Genomic DNA, 17,741 nt, shown 5'->3' with positions numbered 1-17,741 from the left:
AATAAATATAAATAGAAAAATAAGCGTGATACCTTTTTTCCAATTTTCATGGAATGGTATCACGCTTATTTTTATTTACTGGGGTTTTGTCCCAGCCTCCCGTTTATCTTATTCTTCTTCACCTTCAAGTGCATCATTTCCTAGATATGCTTGAAGCATCCAAACTGTCTGATCGAGATTTGCTTTATATTCTTTTAGCATATCCTCTGTTACAAAGTCACCTTCTTTGACCGCTAATTCGATTGCTTTTATCGTGACATCCCGAATGGTCCGGTAATCACTAACTAATGTTTCTACCATTTCATTAGAACTCATTTTAGTTTCATATGGCTTTTCACTAATAAATGCGTGCTCTAGATATTCTGCTAAGGTAGAATATGGTTTTTCACCAATGGCGAGCATTCGTTCGGCAAATTGGTCGTAGTACTGGTTTACTTCATTATATAATTCCTCAAATTTTTCATGTAACCTATAGAAATCACGTCCCTGAATATACCAATGAAATTGATGAAGTTTTACATTTAAGACTCCTTGATTGGCAATGAGGTGATTGACCATAAATGCTGCTGTTGCATGATGATGGTGATGGTGATGTTCCTGCCCTTCCTGATGTTCATGTTCTGTATGTGTTTGGTTTTCCATTTTCCATTCCTCCAGTAAGTATTTTTATTTTCATTTGTATGCGCTAAAAATCAATGCTAGATTGTACGTATCACCTCCTTTGATACATCGAATTGTCTTGCTTATGCATGTGCTACTTGAATGGTTGGATCTTCTTTCGTATTTTTTTGATTAAAGCGAATGAGTCGCATAGCATTTAAGATGACAAGCAATACACTTGCTTCATGGATGAACATTCCTGATGCTAAGTGGACAGTTCCTCCCAAGACACCAGCTAACAGGACAAAGACAATACCTACTGAAAAGAATGTATTTTGCTTCATATTCCGAATCGTTGCTTTTGATAAAGAATAGGCATGGGAGAATTGTTTTAGCTTATCTGCCATTAAGACGACATCCGCTGTTTCCATGGAAATGTCAGTTCCACCTTCACCCATCGCAACCCCAATATCTGCCGTTGCTATCGCAGGAGCATCATTGATACCATCACCAGCCATGGCTACGACATGACCTTCTGCTTTCAATTTCTTCACATATTCTACTTTGTTTTCTGGTAATAATTCTGCATAGAATTCATCTAAGCCTAATTGGTTTGCAACTAATTCTGCGGTGTGTTTATTATCACCTGTAAGCATAATAATTTTTTTAATACCATTCTTTCTCATTTCCGCTAATGCTGCTAGTGCATCGTCACGAACTTGATCAGCAATCGAGAAGATTCCACGGACCTTTCCATCTACTGCTGCAAAGATAGCTGTATTTCCAGACTTCTCACGTTCAATGGCATATGCTGCGACCTCTGAAGGCAAGTCAATGTTTTCTGCATGCATTAATTTCCGATTACCAATCGCGAGCATATGTCCTTCTACATTTGCACGAAGTCCATTCCCTTTAATGACTTCTGCATCTTGCGGTTTTTCCCCTATATTTAATTTTCTTGCTTTAGCTTCTTTCACGATCGTTTGGCCTAAATGGTGTTCAGAGATTGTCTCTGCTTGGGCAACCAATCGTAGTAATTCATTTTCGTCTTGTTTATCAAATGTATGGATGTCTGTTACTTCTGGCTTTCCTTTTGTTAATGTACCTGTTTTATCAAAAATGAGTGTGTCGACTTTCGCGAATTTATCCATCACTTCTCCACCCTTGACGAGTACCCCGTTTTTCGCACCATTCCCAATACCAGCGACATTCGATACGGGAGCACCGATAACGAGTGCACCAGGACAAGCGACAACCAAGAACGTAATGGCTGTGTGTAAATCTCTTGTAAAGGCATATACAAGGACAGACAATACGACAACGGCCGGTGTGTAGATATTGGCAAATTTATTAAGGAACTTCTCTGTTTTCGATTTGGATTCCTGTGCTTCTTCCACAAGTTCAATAATTTTCGCAAAGGTCGTATCATCCCCAACCTTTTCGGCAATGATTTCAATGTAACCATTATCGACAATCGTTCCACTATAAACTTTGTCATCTATTTTCTTCGTTGCTGGGACAGATTCACCAGTAACAGCTGCTTCATTTAAAGATGCTTGACCTGTAATAATTTTCCCATCAACAGGAATCTTTCCACCGGGACGGATGATTACTTGGTCTCCTTCGACTACATTTTCTATCGGTAGGGTCATTTGATCCCCGTCTCGGACTACTGTAGCTTCCTGTGGGGCCATATCGACAAGGTCTTTTAAAGAGGATCTAGTTTTTTGCAATGTACGTGCTTCTAAATAGTCACCGAATAGGAATAAGAACGTAACAACTGCTGATTCCACATACTCTCCAATAAAGATGGCACCAATCACAGCAATCGTAACAAGTAGCTCAATACTGAACGCTTTCATTCGAAGTGCTTGGAAAGCTTTGATGAAAATTGGAATACCCGCGATAATCGTTGCTGCAAGTAGGATTACTTGCCGTAAACCGTGATAACCTGTGATATGTGTAACGATTGCAAGAACTAATAATAGACCTGATATTGCGGTAATATGGTTTTTATGTTTATGAATAAATTGAATCATTTTTATCCTCTCTTTTCTCTCTTATTTTTTTATGGATAAGACTTGGGAAACCGGGCGTTGACAGATTTGACACCATTCATTTGTAATCGATGATCTTCCTTCTTTTTAGCGCAGCCAGCACATTCGAGTGATGCAATTTGTAAAACTGCCTTCATCCATGTTTACCTCCTCATCAACATCTTTTCTTTATACGCTTATTATAGAATCCTTTCTAACTTAATTAATTGACCGTCATCAAGTTTGGGGATTTTCTTTAAAAACTTCTTTGAACCCTCGTACTTGTTTCTTGTTATACTTTTATTGTAAATCTTGCGTACATAAAAATAATTGATCCCTATCAAGAAACATGTGATCGATGAATGAAGAACAAAAGCGCAAGCGCCCGGTTAGGGACGAACGGACTGGACTGAGCCGTAGGAGATAAAGGAAACACGGCGACTGAAGGGAGCCGATGTTGACTTATCGTACGGAGGTGAGGGAAGTCTCGCTAGTCCCTGGGCGCTGGAGCTGGACGTGGCTGTTTCGGTAACTAAGTTATCCACATCATTAAAATTTTATAGTTTCCTAAGCAACAAAAACGAGCAGCCCTCGATCCGAGAACTGCTCGTGTTACTCATTATTTTAAAACTGGATAGCCCAACTTTTCAATTGTTTCCTGAATTTTTTCTTTGGAAACATTTTCTTCATTATACGTAGCTTTTACCTTACTTGAATGAAATAAAACTTTTGCTTCTTCCACGCCATCCATTTTTCCTAGTTTTGATTCAATCTTTTTAATGCAGGATGGGCAAGTTAAGGGTTCTAATTGAAATTTTGTTGTTGTCATATTTATCTCTCCTCTGTTTGATGATGTCTTTATTATAAGACGAGAAAAGACCTCTTTCCTTGACCTAGATCAAGTTTAAGTTTTACTGTAAAACCCAAACTGCCTAATAGTAAAAATAGCTACAAATACTAGTGAATAGTTCCGAGGCTGTAAAGAAAAGTGATTAGAAAACTTGGCTGTCACAAGCCTTTCGAGAAGGATAATTTTTAATATTGATTTATATGGTGCTTCTTAGCTGTTTTTAGTAGCAATTGAAAGGGAATGTTATAAATGTTTAAATGGGTTTGAGTAGATTTATGATTATGTTAGTATAAAGAAAATCTATACTATCAAAAAATGCGAAGAGGATGAAACTATATTATGAAAGAAAAAGGAAAACAATTCTCCAGTGTATTTACTTACGCTTCCATACTTGTCGGAACACTGGTACTTCTAGGTGCTGTTTTCCCTGATCAATTTGGTCGAACTTCTGGAGCTATTGGTGCATGGGTAACTGAAACTTTTGGTTGGTATTATATGACGATTTTTACGTTAATTCTGTTCTTCTGTATATTTTTAGGATTTAGTCCAATCGGTAAACTTAAGCTCGGTAAACCTAATGATAAACCTGAGTTTAGAACGTTATCATGGTTAGCTATGCTGTTTAGTGCTGGTATGGGGATTGGCTTAGTGTTTTATGGCTCATCTGAACCAATCTCACATTACCTGGCTCCCCCTACTGCTGATCCTGAAACAAGAGCTGCATTGGCTGAAGCGATGAGATCAACTATTCTGCACTATGGATTCCATCCATGGGCTGTGTACGGAATTGTAGCACTGGCATTAGCTTATTCACAGTTCAGGAAAGGGGAAGTTGGATTAATATCCAAAACATTACGGCCTATCTTAGGAGATAGAGTGGATGGCCCTATCGGTAATTTTGTAGATGTATTATCCGTGTTCGCAACCATTATTGGTGTCGCTGTTTCTTTAGGGATAGGAGCAATGCAAATCAATGGAGGTTTGAACTATCTCTTCGGTATCCCTAACAATCAGCTCGTCCAAGGTATCATCATCGCCGTTGTTACGGTGTTATTCTTATACAGTGCCTGGAGTGGATTAAGCAAAGGTATTCAGTATTTAAGTAATTTAAATATGATCCTGGCAGGTCTATTGTTTGTTGCTATCTTAATTCTGGGTCCAACTTTATTTATTCTCAATATGATGACGAGTGCGACTGGTGATTATCTCAATACATTATTATTTAATAGTTTGGATGTAGCCCCATTAAACGAACAAAAACATGCGTGGATGCAGTCCTGGACGATATACTATTGGGGTTGGTGGATGAGTTGGAGTCCATTTGTAGGTATATTTATTGCAAGGATTTCTCAAGGTCGGTCCATCCGGGAGTTTATCTTTGCGGTACTACTCGTTCCAACCTTTGTGAGTATATTTTGGTTTAGTGCATTTGGTCTGACGGGAATTGAAGTAGGACAAAATGCCCCAATTATATTTGATCTTCCACCGGAAACGCAGTTGTTTGGTATTTTCAATGAACTCCCTATGAGTATCATTTTATCTGTTATTACCTTGGCACTTATATCATCCTTTTTCATTACCTCAGCCGATTCTGCAACATTTGTTTTAGGTATGCAGACCGCTTTTGGTACGTTAAATCCTGCAGGTTTTATAAAAGTCGTATGGGGATTAGCTTTATCAGCAATCGCATATATATTGCTGTTAGCAGGTGGAGAAAGCGGATTAAATGCCCTGCAATCCGCAGCAATTATATCAGCATTGCCATTCAGTGTTGTGGTCATATTAATGGCGATAGCATTTTACAAAGATGCCAATCAGGAAAGAAAGTATTTAGGTTTAACACTTAAACCGGATAAAAGAAGAATGAAAGAATATATCGAGAAAACAACGAATGAGCAAGATAAAAGAAACTAATAAAGATAAGTACCCATATGAAAGATGGATTTTTTAAACGGGTTCGGGTTTGAACTACAAAATTAGTATTAGATGGCAGGAACACAAAGCATAGAAAAAGAAAAACGCTCAGTGTTAAAAAAACGCTGAGCTTTTCTTTATACTCCCTTATTATCTTATTTCTTGAACTATCTTTTTCAAAGTCTAATGATCCGTCATCATTAAAGTTTTATTTTTATAAATACGCTACAAAATTGAACCCTTTTCTATATTAAATGCGTTGTTCCTTCATTCAGCCAGTCTTTATCTTTTTCCGCTTTTCATTTTCAGAAATGATATAGGCACAGGCAGCATCACCAGTAATATTCAGGGAGGTCCGCAGCATATCCAATAAACGATCAATTCCAATGATTAATGCAATCCCTTCAACTGGTAAACCTATCTGTGTCAGCACCATCGCAAGCATAATCAATCCAACACCAGGAACACCGGCAGTACCAATACTGGCCAATGTAGCAGTTATAATAATCATCATAATTTCATTGAATCCCAGAGGTATTGCATACACCTGCGAAATGAATACCGCAGCCGTAGCTTGCATAATTGCTGTTCCATCCATATTAATGGTAGCACCCAATGGTTGCACGAAACTGCTAATATTTTTATTTACACCAAGGTTTTCTTGTGCCGTTTTCATGGAAATTGGCAACGTTGCACTCGAACTCGACGTACTGAATGCAACGGATATTGCCGGGAAAAAGCCCTTGTAGAAATGAAGCGGATTTTCTCTTCCAAGCAACCAGATTGCGAGACTATACGTAATCCCTGCATGAACGAATAACCCTAAGATAACGGTTCCCATATAGGCCCCCATCGATCCGACTGCATCTAACCCCGCGCCTCCAATTGCAGATGCAATCAAGGCAAATGCACCATATGGGGCTGCTTTCATAATAAGATTTACGACTAGCATGAGGATCTCATTTGCTTGCTCAAATAATCGATAAATCCCTCGCGTCTTCTCCCCTAAGAAGGCGAGTGCAATCCCGATAAATACTGCAAATGCAATAATTTGCAGCATCGCCCCTGTAGCCATTGAAGATAACGGGTTTGTTGGAATGATATTAACAATGGTTTCCATAATCGGAGGAGCTTCACTTGCTTCGTAACTAGCGGCACTTACATCAAATACTCCCTCCGCCCCTGGCTTTATCGCGTAAGCTAATGCAAGACTGATACAGAGAGCGATTGCTGTTGAAATAAGGAAAAAAGATACGGTCTGAATCCCGACTTTTCCAAGCTTTGCCGGTTCACCGAGACCAGCAGATCCAAGTACGATAGATACAAATACGATTGGAACAACAACCATCATAATCAAATTAATGAATATTTGTCCGATTGGATACAGTACATAGTTATCAATAGAAGAAAAAATAGTTTCCGGTACAAATGTTAAAGCTAAACCTACAATCAGACCAAGAACAAGGGCTATTAATATCTTTTTGGTTAAACTCATTTAGCTACCACCTTTCTAATGAAATGATGAAAATAGCTGCACTCATTTGACGGCATCCGGTATACCACCGAAACAAAATTTTAATTCCCTTCTCATTCCAGCCGAAATTCTTACTAATTATTACCGCATAAACCCCCTCCTTTTTAATGAAGATTCCAATTCCTTTAGCGCAGGTGCTTTTTCTGTTTGATACTTGACTAACAATAAATGAAAGCGATTACATTTATTTTTATAATAATCATATTGCTAAAACATGTGATATAGAACATTTTAATGAATCTTTTAAGGCGATGTCTGCCATCACTACGTTAATATATTAAACTCGAGGACAGTCATGTTTAATTTTGGAAGGAAGAGACTTGGGAGGAATCCATCCTCACTCGGGACGAACCACTGCATTACAGGAGAGAGCCACAGTATGGGGGACTGATTCCTCAATCCTCCGTACCCGAATTGTTAATTATTATCCCTTTTTTCTTCCCAAAGTCGTATACGCTCTTCATGACTAACTTCTCTATGTACTTGATGTAGCATCCACTGATAGCCGTAAGAATCGACGAAAATTGCATTCGTCACACCATAATCAGGTAGTTCAGTAACCGGTTGTACCTCCGTACAGCCTGAGCTCATCGCCTTTGAATAGGTATCCTTGATATCGGGTACAAGAATATTAAACCAGATTGTTGTAGGGGTATCCGGGCTTGGTGCTCTTAACTCAAATTCTGGGTTTTCATCCAACATGTGAAAGCGGACGCCGTAAAGGGAGAAAATTACTTCATTTTCACCTCGAGGAAGATCAGAAACCTCTACACGTTCGATATTAAACACCTTTTCATATAATTCCAATGCCTTTAAGCTATCTGTAACAACCATATCAATTTCTACTCCAACCACTAGGGGAACACTCCTTCTATAAGATAATTTGTCAAATAAAATATCCAAAGTACCATTTTAGTATCACGGTTTACTAATCCAATTATTCTCTTATTAGCTCGGAGCTAATTTATTTTATACTAACATAATTTTCCGGGTAAAAAGATTTATTAAAGATAAATTTCAGATATATTATGTTAAACTTTACTAGGAATTGTGAAGATATATTCTAAAAGTAAGTGAACGAGACTTGTGGAAGATGTAAGTTTATTACATATATAAGAGGAGGAACACGCTTTAAAATGGGAAGATTAAAATGGTTCTTGTATTTGTGTGCGGTTTTGTTAATTGTAATCCCAACATCCATCTTTCTAATATTTGATGGTGTTACATTCCCTACAACGCTTAGCAATACGTCAATCAATACAGCAATTTTATTAGTAATACTCGGGAAAATCATAACTATATATGAAAAGAAAAAAGAGAATAAAAGTCTTGCTCCAGATATTGGAATAATTATAGGCGTATCTATTGTGTTAGTCACCAGATTTGTTTGATATCACCGTGATGATTTTCATCAGAATAAAAAGAAAGCCAAATCTATTTCTTTTGAGATTTGGCGTTTCTCTTGTTAGCTTTGAAGTACTTTATTTTGAACAAGCATTTCGCTATCCGTTTCACGAGCCGATTTTAAAACAAGTTCAACAAAAGCCTCTACTGCTGGAGATAGCCATTTTTTCTTCTTGATCAACATGTAGGAATAGAATGGCTCGAATTTTTCATGATGGTTTACGATTCTTAATTCCCCGCTATCTTATTCTTCTTTGACTGTCATGTAAGGTAAAACAGCAAATCCAAGTCCACTCATGACCATCTTTTTGATTGTTTCTATACTCCATAATTCCATTGTTTGAAAGTTGTACAAATCATGCTTTAAGAGGTATCTTTCAAACATTGTCCGATAACTGCAACCCTCTTCATTTGTAATAAAAAAATGAGTATCACTTTTTTTATATTCGTCAAAGTGCTCCAGATCATCATGACTGCTCACAAGGACGATTTCCTCCTCAAAGAGTGAATATTGCAAGCATTTATCGGCTTTCGTTTCTGGATAAACCATGAATGCAACATCTACTTTTCCAGTTATTAAGTCAATTTGGTTTTGCCCACATGTACCATTGGTTCGTATTAATTTGACGTCAGGAAATTTCATGGAAAATGCCCTTATTATTGGACCCAGCCGAGAGATCGTCAACGATTCTGGTGCAGCCACTCTTAATTCTCCCTTAACTTCTTGGTTGCTTTGCATGTTCTTTATCTGTTCGTGCGTAGAAAGTAAATCCTCAGCTAATGGTATCAATTCTCTACCTAACTGCGTAAGTTGCAAATTTCTATTCACATACGTAAAAAGCTCCCCACCAATAGCACGTTCAAGTGCCTGTATATGAGAGGTTAGCGTAGATTGCGTATACCCCAATTTCGAAGCGGATTCCGTATAACTTCCTACTTCTACAATAGACAACAGCCTTCTGTAATCTTCCAACAGCTAACATGAATTCTTCTTAACCAGAGACGACCATCCAAACGGTCGTCTTTTATTATATTCAAAAGATGTTTTTTGAATATTATGGTAGTATTTAAGATAGGTTTATTGACCTAAAATGCCAGATAAATTGAATAAGTAATATTAGAATCTTATACGAGCGTTTATTACATCATTGAAGAAAGCGATCGCTTGTTACCCTACTTAGTAAATTGTATCGATCAAGAAAAAGATTAAAGGAGAGCTGCATAAAAATGAAATTAGTCACTTTTTCCGTACATCATTCCAAGATGGAGCAGTTTGGGATTGTTATTGATAACTATGTCTTTTCTTTTGAAAAACTTCAGCTTCTATCAGACTACTTCACTCCTCTATTAAAAAATGTCAGCAGCTATTTACAAGGATTACCTGAAAGTGAACAACATGCTCGGAAACTGTATACATATGCTCAAAATAATTTTTCAGAGATGAATAAGGAGGTATACTACAACTTAGAGGAAATCAAATTGTATCCACCGATTCCAAACCCGCCAGCCGTTTTTGATTTTGGTCTATCTCCAAAGCATTTATTACATTCCGGTTATACACTGATCGAGCATGAACTTAAAGGGATCATAAGACCGATCATGCGAAAAGTTCTCAGCAGGGCTTTACGAAAGACAACTCGTGATTCTAGCATGCCTTATTACAAATGCAATCATTTATCCATCAGTGGCCCATCTGATACATTAGTTTGGCCATCCTATACGTCTTATTTGGATGTCGAACCTGAGTTGGGAATTGTCATCGGACATTCTGAGACCACCCAACTAAATGATGAAAAGAAAACCTTTATTGCAGGATATGTTATTTTGAACGATGTATCTGCGAGGGATGTCCAGTTGCCGGATTTTCGCACGCTATGTGGTCCAGCGAGAAGTAAAGACTTTGACAAAAGTATCGGTATTGGGCCTTACCTTGTAACACCAGATGAAATTGATCATCCTCTATCTTTAGATGTTAGTGTTCAAATAGGGGAAAGCAAACGATTATCGTGGAAAGGCAGCACATCCGATTATGTCGCCGACCCACAGGAAGCAGTTGATTACCTTTCTGCCATTTTCACTCCACCAGCTGGAACAATCATTGGTATGGGGACAATTCCTGGTTGCTGTGGTTTGGATAATAATCAATGGCTAATACCAGGGGATGCAGTTAAGATTTCAATTCAAGGATTAGGAACACTTAAGCAATTCGTTCCCAGTGAATTAACATCATTAGAAACATCGAGATGGCGTGCTCGAAAAGAGTTGAAAGCGTACTATAAATAATAACATGGAAGGAATAGGATGAAAATGAAATTACCTGCTGTACCAGAACATACCCCTAAATGTAAGCTTACAATTATGAATGCAGGTTTTTGTATGACTAAAAAATCCCACCTGCTAAAAGGTGCAGACAAATCAAACGTATCCGTTCCGGCACTGTTTTTCCTGATTGAGCATCCTGTACATGGTAATATACTATTTGACACTGGCTATTCAACCCGCTACTTTGAAGCGACAAAAGCTTTTCCTTTTTCTCTTATGAATAAAATTACTCCCGTTAAGATAACAGAGAAGGAAAATGCCATCAGCCAACTATTGGAAAACAATCTAACATCAAAGCAAATTCAAACAGTTATCTTATCTCATTTGCACGCTGATCATGCAGGTGGTATTGCTGATTTTAATCATTCCACCATTTATGTAGATAAAAACGAATGGCGTTATGGTCAGCAGTCGAAGCTCAAATTATTATGGAAAGGTTATTTGAGACAGATGTATGAAAAAATAAATCTATCTTCATTGGAACAGTTAGATTTTGAGGAGAGTGGACATCCGTATGGCCCTTTTGGAAATACGATTGATTTATTAAAGGATGGAACTATCATTTTAGTTCCATTTCCAGGTCATGCAATTGGTCAGTTCGGATTACTTTTAAATATTTCAAATCAGGAAAGATACTTTTTAATCGCGGACAGTGCTTATGTAAGGGACAATTATCAAATGAATCAAGGTGGGTCCTTTTTAAGTAGACTAGCTCATTATAATAGTAGTCAATATGAAAGTAACTTTCCAATTCTACAACAAACAGAGATTGATAATCCCAATTTGGTCATTATTCCATCCCATGATCCAATGATGTACCAGCAATTTATAGGAAAATGAAGAGATAAATATATAAAGGAGAATTAAATATGATTGGTTTGCTTAATCTTGGCAGTCTCATACTTGGACTAATTTCTTGGATACTTCCTCTTATCATTCTTTTCAGGTATCAAAAGCGTGGATCATATAAGAATTGGGTTGTTCTAACCATGATTAGCATCAGTGCTTGTGCTATATCACTATGTTTCCAGATTTTCAATAATTACTATCTGGTAAAGATGGAGGATTTTTCAGCTCTTATAGACATAACGGGTGCTGTGACAACAGCTTCAGCAGTTCTTCTTATCGTTACGATCATCTTAAATGCAATTACTTTGATTGCATATCGTTACAGGACAGCTAAATAGGTTCTCAAATGAAAATAATGAAAGACGGTGCCTATCTCCTAGAATGCTATTGTGATAACGTGCTGGGGATAAGGCACTTCCTACTTTTGTCTGGATACACTATTTAACTATCTCCCAAAATTGTGCTGCTGCTTTCGATATTGGTACATCTTTTAATTTCATCATCACAGGCTCTACACTAAAATCGAACTGTCTGAATTCGTATATCTTTAAATGTTCATAAAACAGGGATTTATAGTTCATTTTTGGAATTATGGAGATGCCTAGTCCTCGATTGACAAGTGCTACAACCATCGGAATATCTTTGCACTCGACAATAATATTTGGTTTTAACTCATGCTCTTCAAAGGCTTTTAATATATTCTCATAAAAGGAGTAACCTTCCATAGCACCTAGCTTGATAAAAGGAAGGTTGGCAATTTCCTTTAATGTGGGTTGATCTGAGAGAAAGCTTGTCCAACTATTAGGAGCAATAAGAATGGTAGGTTCTTTTTTCAACGTTTTCATTTCATAATATTGGGTATTACTTGGTCTTAAAAGTAAAGCAATATCGATTTCTTTTTGTTTTAACTTGTTTAATAAACCTTCCGAGTCCCCCGTAAAAATGTTAATTTTTATTTGGGAAAACTGTTCTCTAAATCCCACAATGTAATCAATTAACATATTGGAACATGCAGATGAGACACCGATACGTACTGTCCCCGTAGTACCCTCTTCTATTTCATGAATACGTTTTTTAACTTCTTCCAGTTGATTTAACAATTGCTCTGCATATTGATATAGAACCTTGCCGGATTCAGTCAATTCCCATTTTTGCCGATAGCGATGAATTAAAGTTGCACCTAACTCTGTTTCCAACTTTTTCAATAGTTGGCTTAATGGGGGTTGTGCAATGTTCAATATTTCAGCTGCCTTCGAAATATTCCCTTGTTTAACGATTTCCTTATAATACTGTAACTGACGAATATCCATAATCTCAACTCCGTTATATGTTTATACATATGATCATATTAAAATATATATATTTTTAATATACCAACTTCCATGCTAAGATGGAAGTTAGATTATTTTTAAAGAGAGGGATTTTATTTGAAACATATTAATGTAACCATGAGGCGACTTTGTTTGTACATTGTTGGCTTATTTTTTCTTTCCCTAGGGGTCAGTTTTTCCATACAAGCAGATCTTGGTGTATCGCCAGTTTCATCGTTAGCCTATGCATTTTCACTGTCTTTCGGTTTATCAGTCGGAATGATGACAGGAGCCGCAAATATCCTATTTATTATCGTACAAGTGATTTTAAGTAAACAATTCAAGTTGAGGGAATCTATCGTGCAATTAATGATTGCATTTTTATTTGGTTTCTTTATGGATGTAACATTATTCCTCTTGCAACTGTTTCCCACACCTGAAACACTGGTCATGCGGTGGGGATTTTTAATGATTAGTTTATTCGTAGTAGCACTTGGTTTACTTGGATATTTCAGTGCTAAATTGCCTTTAATGCCCTATGATGAGTTAACACATGTCATAAGCGAAAAATTTAAGATGAAGTTTAGTAAAGCTAAAATTTCCAGTGATTTATTCAATGTTGGTGGGGCAGGTTTCGTATGTATTATTTTCACTCAATCTTTAGGATCGATTGGTATTGGTACACTAATTGCAGCGTACTTCATTGGAAAAATCGTAGGCTGGTTAATGATACATTATCAAAAGTATTTGGTGGAATGGATTAATAATAATAGAAAAGATTATAAAAAATCTCAAGGAAATACAACACTTCCAAAAGAAAACACGAGTCTTTCATCTTAGCATGAAGATTCGTGTAAAAGTACTGACAATCTGATGAGAAAATGCCACGAATTCTGAAAATGAAAAAGGATAATCGACTACTGTGACAAGGTTTACCTATGATGAGTATGATCAAAGGAATAGGTAGCCGGAAATCCAGAGTAAGAAATGATCTACCCCTCTTAAATTTTAAATAATTAGTTTTTGGGATTTATATCCAATTCTTTATGAAACGAAAGATACTTGAATAGTAATTTAACTTATAGAATTTAACTAATTAACAAAAACTAATTGTCAATCAGGTGTTGTGTACTAAAAGGAGGTATTCTTGTGATCAGAAGTTTGTTATTTATCACTGTTTTATTGTGTATCATGTTTGCGCCACTTATTTCAAATGCTCATGTTAAATGGTTTACAGAAGAAGCAGCTTCAAAGGAGAGTATTGTAAATATTTTATCGCCTTTTTTCATCGTATTTTCTCTATTTGTTGCTATTGTTTTAGCTGCAATACCCCAACTTCTGCCTCGATTGATGAACTTAGAAATAGCGAAAAAGATTGAAGAAAAACTAGCAGCTTTGCGTATATATTCAAGATATTTGTTAAAATATGGAACAGCTCTTGCCTTAGCCGTTCAAGCTTTTTCAGGATCTATGTTTGCACCTGAATTTAGTATTACAGAAGCCTGGCAATACATTGTATTTTGGATTGCAATTGTTTTATTATTGATACCCCATCACTTTGCGACTAAATTAGCTTCTATTGTACTCCTCGGTTTGTTTATAATGGTTTGGTCCTATACAGGATGGTTCCATATGCTTGATTATGGATTTTATATAGCTATTTTCTTCGTGTTATTCGTAGAGAAATCAAAATTGGAAAAATGGGGCTTTCCTTTCTTATATCTAGGTACAGGTCTTTCACTTTGTTGGGTTGCTGTTGAAAAATGGGTGTATCCTGCTATGACGCTGGATATTATTGAGCGTCACGCTGTTCCGACCTTTGGATTTGAACCGTCCGTTTTTATTGTAATGGCTGCTTTTGTTGAATTTGTTGTTGGTTATTTACTTGTTGTAGGCATACTAAACCGACTTTTAGCAGCACTCGTCACGATATTGTTTATACTCACAACCATGCTCTTTGGAATAACGGAGATTATTGGTCATGGGATTATCCACATTATCTTACTTATTTTTATTATTGAAGGTGTCTCTTTTTATTACCCTCCAATTAAGATGCACAAATCTAGAATAGATCAAATGATTTTTGTTTTCCTTAATTTCATATTTGTCTTGGCTACTTTCATTTTGATTTACTATCGCTTTGCTTAGAACAAAAGCGCAAGCGCCCGTTAAGGGACTTACGGAGGCGAAGGAAGTCTCGCTAGTCCCTGGGCGGCTGGAGCTGGACGTGGCCGTTTATGTGTAAGTATTAATTGCTGCCAAAATTTTATACTTTCCTACTCCTGAACAAAATTTCTAAGCAACCAATAAATAAGCGCAAAGCAGTATAATGGCCATACAAGTGGTGTCTATTCCACAACTTCATAACTAAACTCAGAAAAATCCATTACAACATTCTCTTGGTTTAATGTATTAAGTAAGTGTGTCTGTTCAGGAGAAACCGGCAATAAAACGGGGAGAGAAGAATCGTTATGTAGAACTCCTGCAGTATTTTCATCTATAAACACAGGTTCATTTTCCCAGACCATGTCTCCTGATGTATTTCCTAAAGAAAAATTAAAAGAAACATTTTTAATCGACTCTCCTAATCGGTTAATAGCTAACATCATTAGCTGGGCACTCTCTTGTCCTTCATTTAACGTATTAACTGTTTGTACAGAAAAATCATTTGCTTCTCCCCATTCGGGATTATCATTTACCAGTAGATTTAATTCTTGATAGATTTCACTATTGTCAACCGTTAAACCAGATTCTTGATCTAATTGGGTCACTTGCAACTGTAAAGCTTCTTTTTCGTTATCATCATTAACGGAAAAATTACATGCGGATAACACAAAAATACTCATCATCACTATTATTATTTTTTTCATTATTTGATGTCTCCTTTAATATGTCTATATAATTATTTTAAAAAAGTATTTCACTATCTCGGTTCTCAGAGATTATCAACATGCTTTAAAAATATTGTCAAACCTAAGTTATTACATCTCAACATAACGTGATTCATCGTTTTTTTGGAACAATAATGCTTCACGAAAAAGTTTTCGGAAATGGATGGTCATGGTAATCAAACTTGCACCAAACAGAACATACCCTATACCAATTAAGTACGTCACGACGGAGTAATAAATAGGTATGTTAACATTGCTAGTTACTAAGCCATCAATATAATCATACTGATAGATTTGAAAAACGAGGAGCGAACCTCCTGCAAGATACAAAAAAATGATTCCAAAAATATAAATAGCTTTAGAATGGGTATTTTTTTCAAAATCCATAATGGCCTTAACAATAATATTATCAGCACCTCTTGCTTTTGCATTCTTTCCGATCTCAATGATTTTAATAAATATATTTGGGATCAATACAATTAACATAATAAATAAGGATATATAACCAATTAATAAATTATACAAGCTGATTCCATTTATGACTAAACTCAAAAAGGCTATAAGCAATACATATCTACCGTTCATATTTCCCCTCCATTTATACAATCAGTATTTTTTTGAATCAGCAAAAATTATGTAGACAATCTTTAATATACTTTCCCAATTTCTCCTCAAATTTCCTTATTTTTCAATTAAATAATGATATAAAATCTGATCCAATGTACCTTTTTGGACGTTACCTTCTGCAAATGTTTTCACTTTATGGAACCCAAACATGCCTACGAAAAAGACAATTGGTATCATAAATAGAATACAGCAATAGCGATTCATAGAAATAAGTCTTCGTAATTTATCTTCTTCAATTTCTAGATTTTTGGTTTCTCTTAAAAATGATAAACAGAAAAACCAATTGATAAGGTAAAAGACAAGAATAATAGAGAAACCGATGATTAATCCTCTTATTAATACTTGAATCGCACCCTCATATGTATCAGGAAGGAAAACACTTGATAGGATTGTAATCACAGCTGTAAGTCCAAATACAATCGGGATAACGATGCTTAAACGGGCGCTTCTTCTCGCTGATGTTTTTAATAAGGACCATGCTTTTATTTCATCTGCCATCTTACGTGCTCCTTTATTATTCTTGTTTATAGCAACATTCAACTAATTAATCACTTGAATGTCTTCTATACTGCCAGTTAGTTCTGTTGCACCATATACTTTCTTCTCCGCGTGTAAATCCTTTGGGGTACTTTTTCGTGGACGATAAATCCTTCATTGTAATTAATCTAACCTAAAGAGTATGGAATAAATTGAAAGTCCATTTTTGAAAAGTAGGCTCGTGTATTAGCTCTTCTTAAAAAAAGCAAAGGACTTCTTACATTTCCTTTGCTCTTTTATTACTATCCAATTATTCAACCGCGTCCATTTTAAAATTCGCTAACTCCATATAAACGTTATTCATATCTAATGTTTCAAATATCGCTTCATCTTCAGGGGTAATATCAATTAAAAATGGAACAGAACTATCTGCTTCAATCACACCAATCTGCTCTTCAGGTAGAACAATTTCCATATCTTTAAATATGTAATCGCCATTCTGATGCCCAAATGTCAAATTAAAGGAAACATCTTTAATCGAGTCTTCTAATCGATTAATCGCAAGAAAGATTATAGAACTACTCCCATCTTCATTTAAGGCAATATCATATGGATATAAGCTGAAATCATTTGGAATTCCCATTTTGGGATCCACATCGATTGCTTCAGCTAGTGCTCTATAAATTGGACTGTCTTCAATTGTAATTCCAGCTTCTTCATCAGATTTTTGAACTTGTAGATTCAAATCATCCACCTCTCCCACTACTGCAGTATCTTCTTGACTGTTCATATCTTTTCCTTCATTCTGGCTGTCAGTTTCACTATCCGATTCTAAATTACTGCATCCAGCAATAACTAATATAAATAGTAACGCTCCAAGTAAAAATAATCTTCTCAAGTATACTCGCTCCATTCTTATAAGATGTA

At 36.2% G+C, this 17,741-nt stretch carries 18 protein-coding genes and 1 pseudogene; 7 read left to right on the top strand and 12 right to left on the bottom strand.

The features are described from left to right. Positions 1-108 precede the first annotated feature (108 nt). The 4 genes from MN204_RS18140 to MN204_RS18130 all read right to left on the bottom strand — a co-directional run bounded on the left by MN204_RS18140 (position 109) and on the right by MN204_RS18130 (position 3,465). The gene (locus tag MN204_RS18140) at positions 109-642 is read right to left on the bottom strand and encodes a Dps family protein (protein WP_249872511.1); all 534 of its coding nucleotides are present in this window, start codon (positions 640-642) and stop codon (positions 109-111) included. Between the two features lie 101 nt (positions 643-743). Then, positions 744-2,639: a heavy metal translocating P-type ATPase gene (locus MN204_RS18135; RefSeq protein ID WP_249872510.1), complete on the bottom strand. Its 1,896-nt coding sequence runs from the start codon at positions 2,637-2,639 to the stop codon at positions 744-746. 29 nt (positions 2,640-2,668) lie between these two features. Then, positions 2,669-2,794 (bottom strand): hypothetical protein, encoded by a 126-nt coding sequence (locus MN204_RS21365; protein ID WP_306798766.1) that lies wholly within the window; start codon positions 2,792-2,794, stop codon positions 2,669-2,671. A 461-nt stretch (positions 2,795-3,255) separates the two neighbouring features. Further along, positions 3,256-3,465 (bottom strand): heavy-metal-associated domain-containing protein, encoded by a 210-nt coding sequence (locus MN204_RS18130; protein ID WP_249872509.1) that lies wholly within the window; start codon positions 3,463-3,465, stop codon positions 3,256-3,258. 360 nt (positions 3,466-3,825) lie between these two features. Here MN204_RS18130 and MN204_RS18125 point away from each other — a divergent pair, with 360 nt between their 5' ends. Continuing rightward, complete coding sequence (locus tag MN204_RS18125; protein ID WP_249872508.1) at positions 3,826-5,400, top strand: BCCT family transporter; 1,575 nt, start codon at positions 3,826-3,828, stop codon at positions 5,398-5,400. Positions 5,401-5,671: 271 nt separating this feature from the next. Here MN204_RS18125 and MN204_RS18120 read toward each other — a convergent pair whose 3' ends face one another. After that, positions 5,672-6,895: a dicarboxylate/amino acid:cation symporter gene (locus MN204_RS18120; protein WP_249872507.1), complete on the bottom strand. Its 1,224-nt coding sequence runs from the start codon at positions 6,893-6,895 to the stop codon at positions 5,672-5,674. Between the two features lie 456 nt (positions 6,896-7,351). Further along, positions 7,352-7,789 carry a VOC family protein gene (locus tag MN204_RS18115; RefSeq protein WP_249872506.1) on the bottom strand — a complete coding sequence of 146 codons (438 nt, stop codon included), beginning with the start codon at positions 7,787-7,789 and terminating at the stop codon, positions 7,352-7,354. A gap of 281 nt (positions 7,790-8,070) precedes the next feature. Here MN204_RS18115 and MN204_RS18110 point away from each other — a divergent pair, with 281 nt between their 5' ends. After that, the gene (locus MN204_RS18110; RefSeq protein ID WP_249872505.1) at positions 8,071-8,325 is read left to right on the top strand and encodes a histidine kinase; all 255 of its coding nucleotides are present in this window, start codon (positions 8,071-8,073) and stop codon (positions 8,323-8,325) included. Positions 8,326-8,399: 74 nt separating this feature from the next. Here the strand turns inward: MN204_RS18110 and MN204_RS18105 are convergent. Beyond that, positions 8,400-9,314 (bottom strand): annotated as a pseudogene (locus tag MN204_RS18105) (LysR family transcriptional regulator). 251 nt (positions 9,315-9,565) lie between these two features. On the opposite strand from MN204_RS18105, the gene MN204_RS18100 reads away from it, so the two are divergent. From MN204_RS18100 to MN204_RS18090, 3 genes are read left to right on the top strand one after another with little or no spacing between them, the layout of a single operon-like run. Further along, on the top strand, positions 9,566-10,621 hold the full coding sequence (locus tag MN204_RS18100) for a fumarylacetoacetate hydrolase family protein (protein ID WP_249872504.1): 1,056 nt from the start codon (positions 9,566-9,568) through the stop codon (positions 10,619-10,621). Positions 10,622-10,639: 18 nt separating this feature from the next. Beyond that, positions 10,640-11,500: an MBL fold metallo-hydrolase gene (locus MN204_RS18095; RefSeq protein ID WP_249872503.1), complete on the top strand. Its 861-nt coding sequence runs from the start codon at positions 10,640-10,642 to the stop codon at positions 11,498-11,500. 29 nt (positions 11,501-11,529) lie between these two features. Then, a complete protein-coding gene (locus MN204_RS18090) occupies positions 11,530-11,847 on the top strand; it encodes a hypothetical protein (RefSeq protein ID WP_249872502.1) in 318 nt (105 codons plus the stop codon). Between the two features lie 99 nt (positions 11,848-11,946). Here MN204_RS18090 and MN204_RS18085 read toward each other — a convergent pair whose 3' ends face one another. Continuing rightward, a complete protein-coding gene (locus MN204_RS18085) occupies positions 11,947-12,819 on the bottom strand; it encodes a LysR family transcriptional regulator (protein WP_249872501.1) in 873 nt (290 codons plus the stop codon). A gap of 138 nt (positions 12,820-12,957) precedes the next feature. Between MN204_RS18085 and MN204_RS18080 the strand changes: the two genes are divergently transcribed. Next, positions 12,958-13,659, top strand: coding sequence for a YczE/YyaS/YitT family protein (locus tag MN204_RS18080; protein WP_249872513.1), 702 nt, complete (start codon positions 12,958-12,960; stop codon positions 13,657-13,659). Between the two features lie 309 nt (positions 13,660-13,968). Then, positions 13,969-14,967, top strand: coding sequence for a DoxX family membrane protein (locus MN204_RS18075; protein ID WP_249872500.1), 999 nt, complete (start codon positions 13,969-13,971; stop codon positions 14,965-14,967). A gap of 200 nt (positions 14,968-15,167) precedes the next feature. On the opposite strand, the gene MN204_RS18070 is transcribed toward MN204_RS18075, so the two are convergent. The 4 genes from MN204_RS18070 to MN204_RS18055 form a co-directional block, all read right to left on the bottom strand. Beyond that, complete coding sequence (locus MN204_RS18070) at positions 15,168-15,689, bottom strand: hypothetical protein (protein WP_249872499.1); 522 nt, start codon at positions 15,687-15,689, stop codon at positions 15,168-15,170. Positions 15,690-15,800: 111 nt separating this feature from the next. After that, positions 15,801-16,295 carry a hypothetical protein gene (locus tag MN204_RS18065; RefSeq protein ID WP_249872498.1) on the bottom strand — a complete coding sequence of 165 codons (495 nt, stop codon included), beginning with the start codon at positions 16,293-16,295 and terminating at the stop codon, positions 15,801-15,803. A gap of 96 nt (positions 16,296-16,391) precedes the next feature. Continuing rightward, positions 16,392-16,835 carry a hypothetical protein gene (locus tag MN204_RS18060; protein ID WP_249872497.1) on the bottom strand — a complete coding sequence of 148 codons (444 nt, stop codon included), beginning with the start codon at positions 16,833-16,835 and terminating at the stop codon, positions 16,392-16,394. Between the two features lie 289 nt (positions 16,836-17,124). Next, entirely contained in the window at positions 17,125-17,712 is a 588-nt protein-coding gene (locus MN204_RS18055) for a hypothetical protein (RefSeq protein WP_249872496.1), read from the bottom strand. Positions 17,713-17,741 lie beyond the last annotated feature (29 nt).

This window comes from Oceanobacillus saliphilus, assembly GCF_023522835.1.
Lineage (GTDB): Bacteria > Bacillota > Bacilli > Bacillales > Amphibacillaceae > Oceanobacillus > Oceanobacillus saliphilus.
This window is presented reverse-complemented; position numbering and strand designations above follow the sequence as displayed.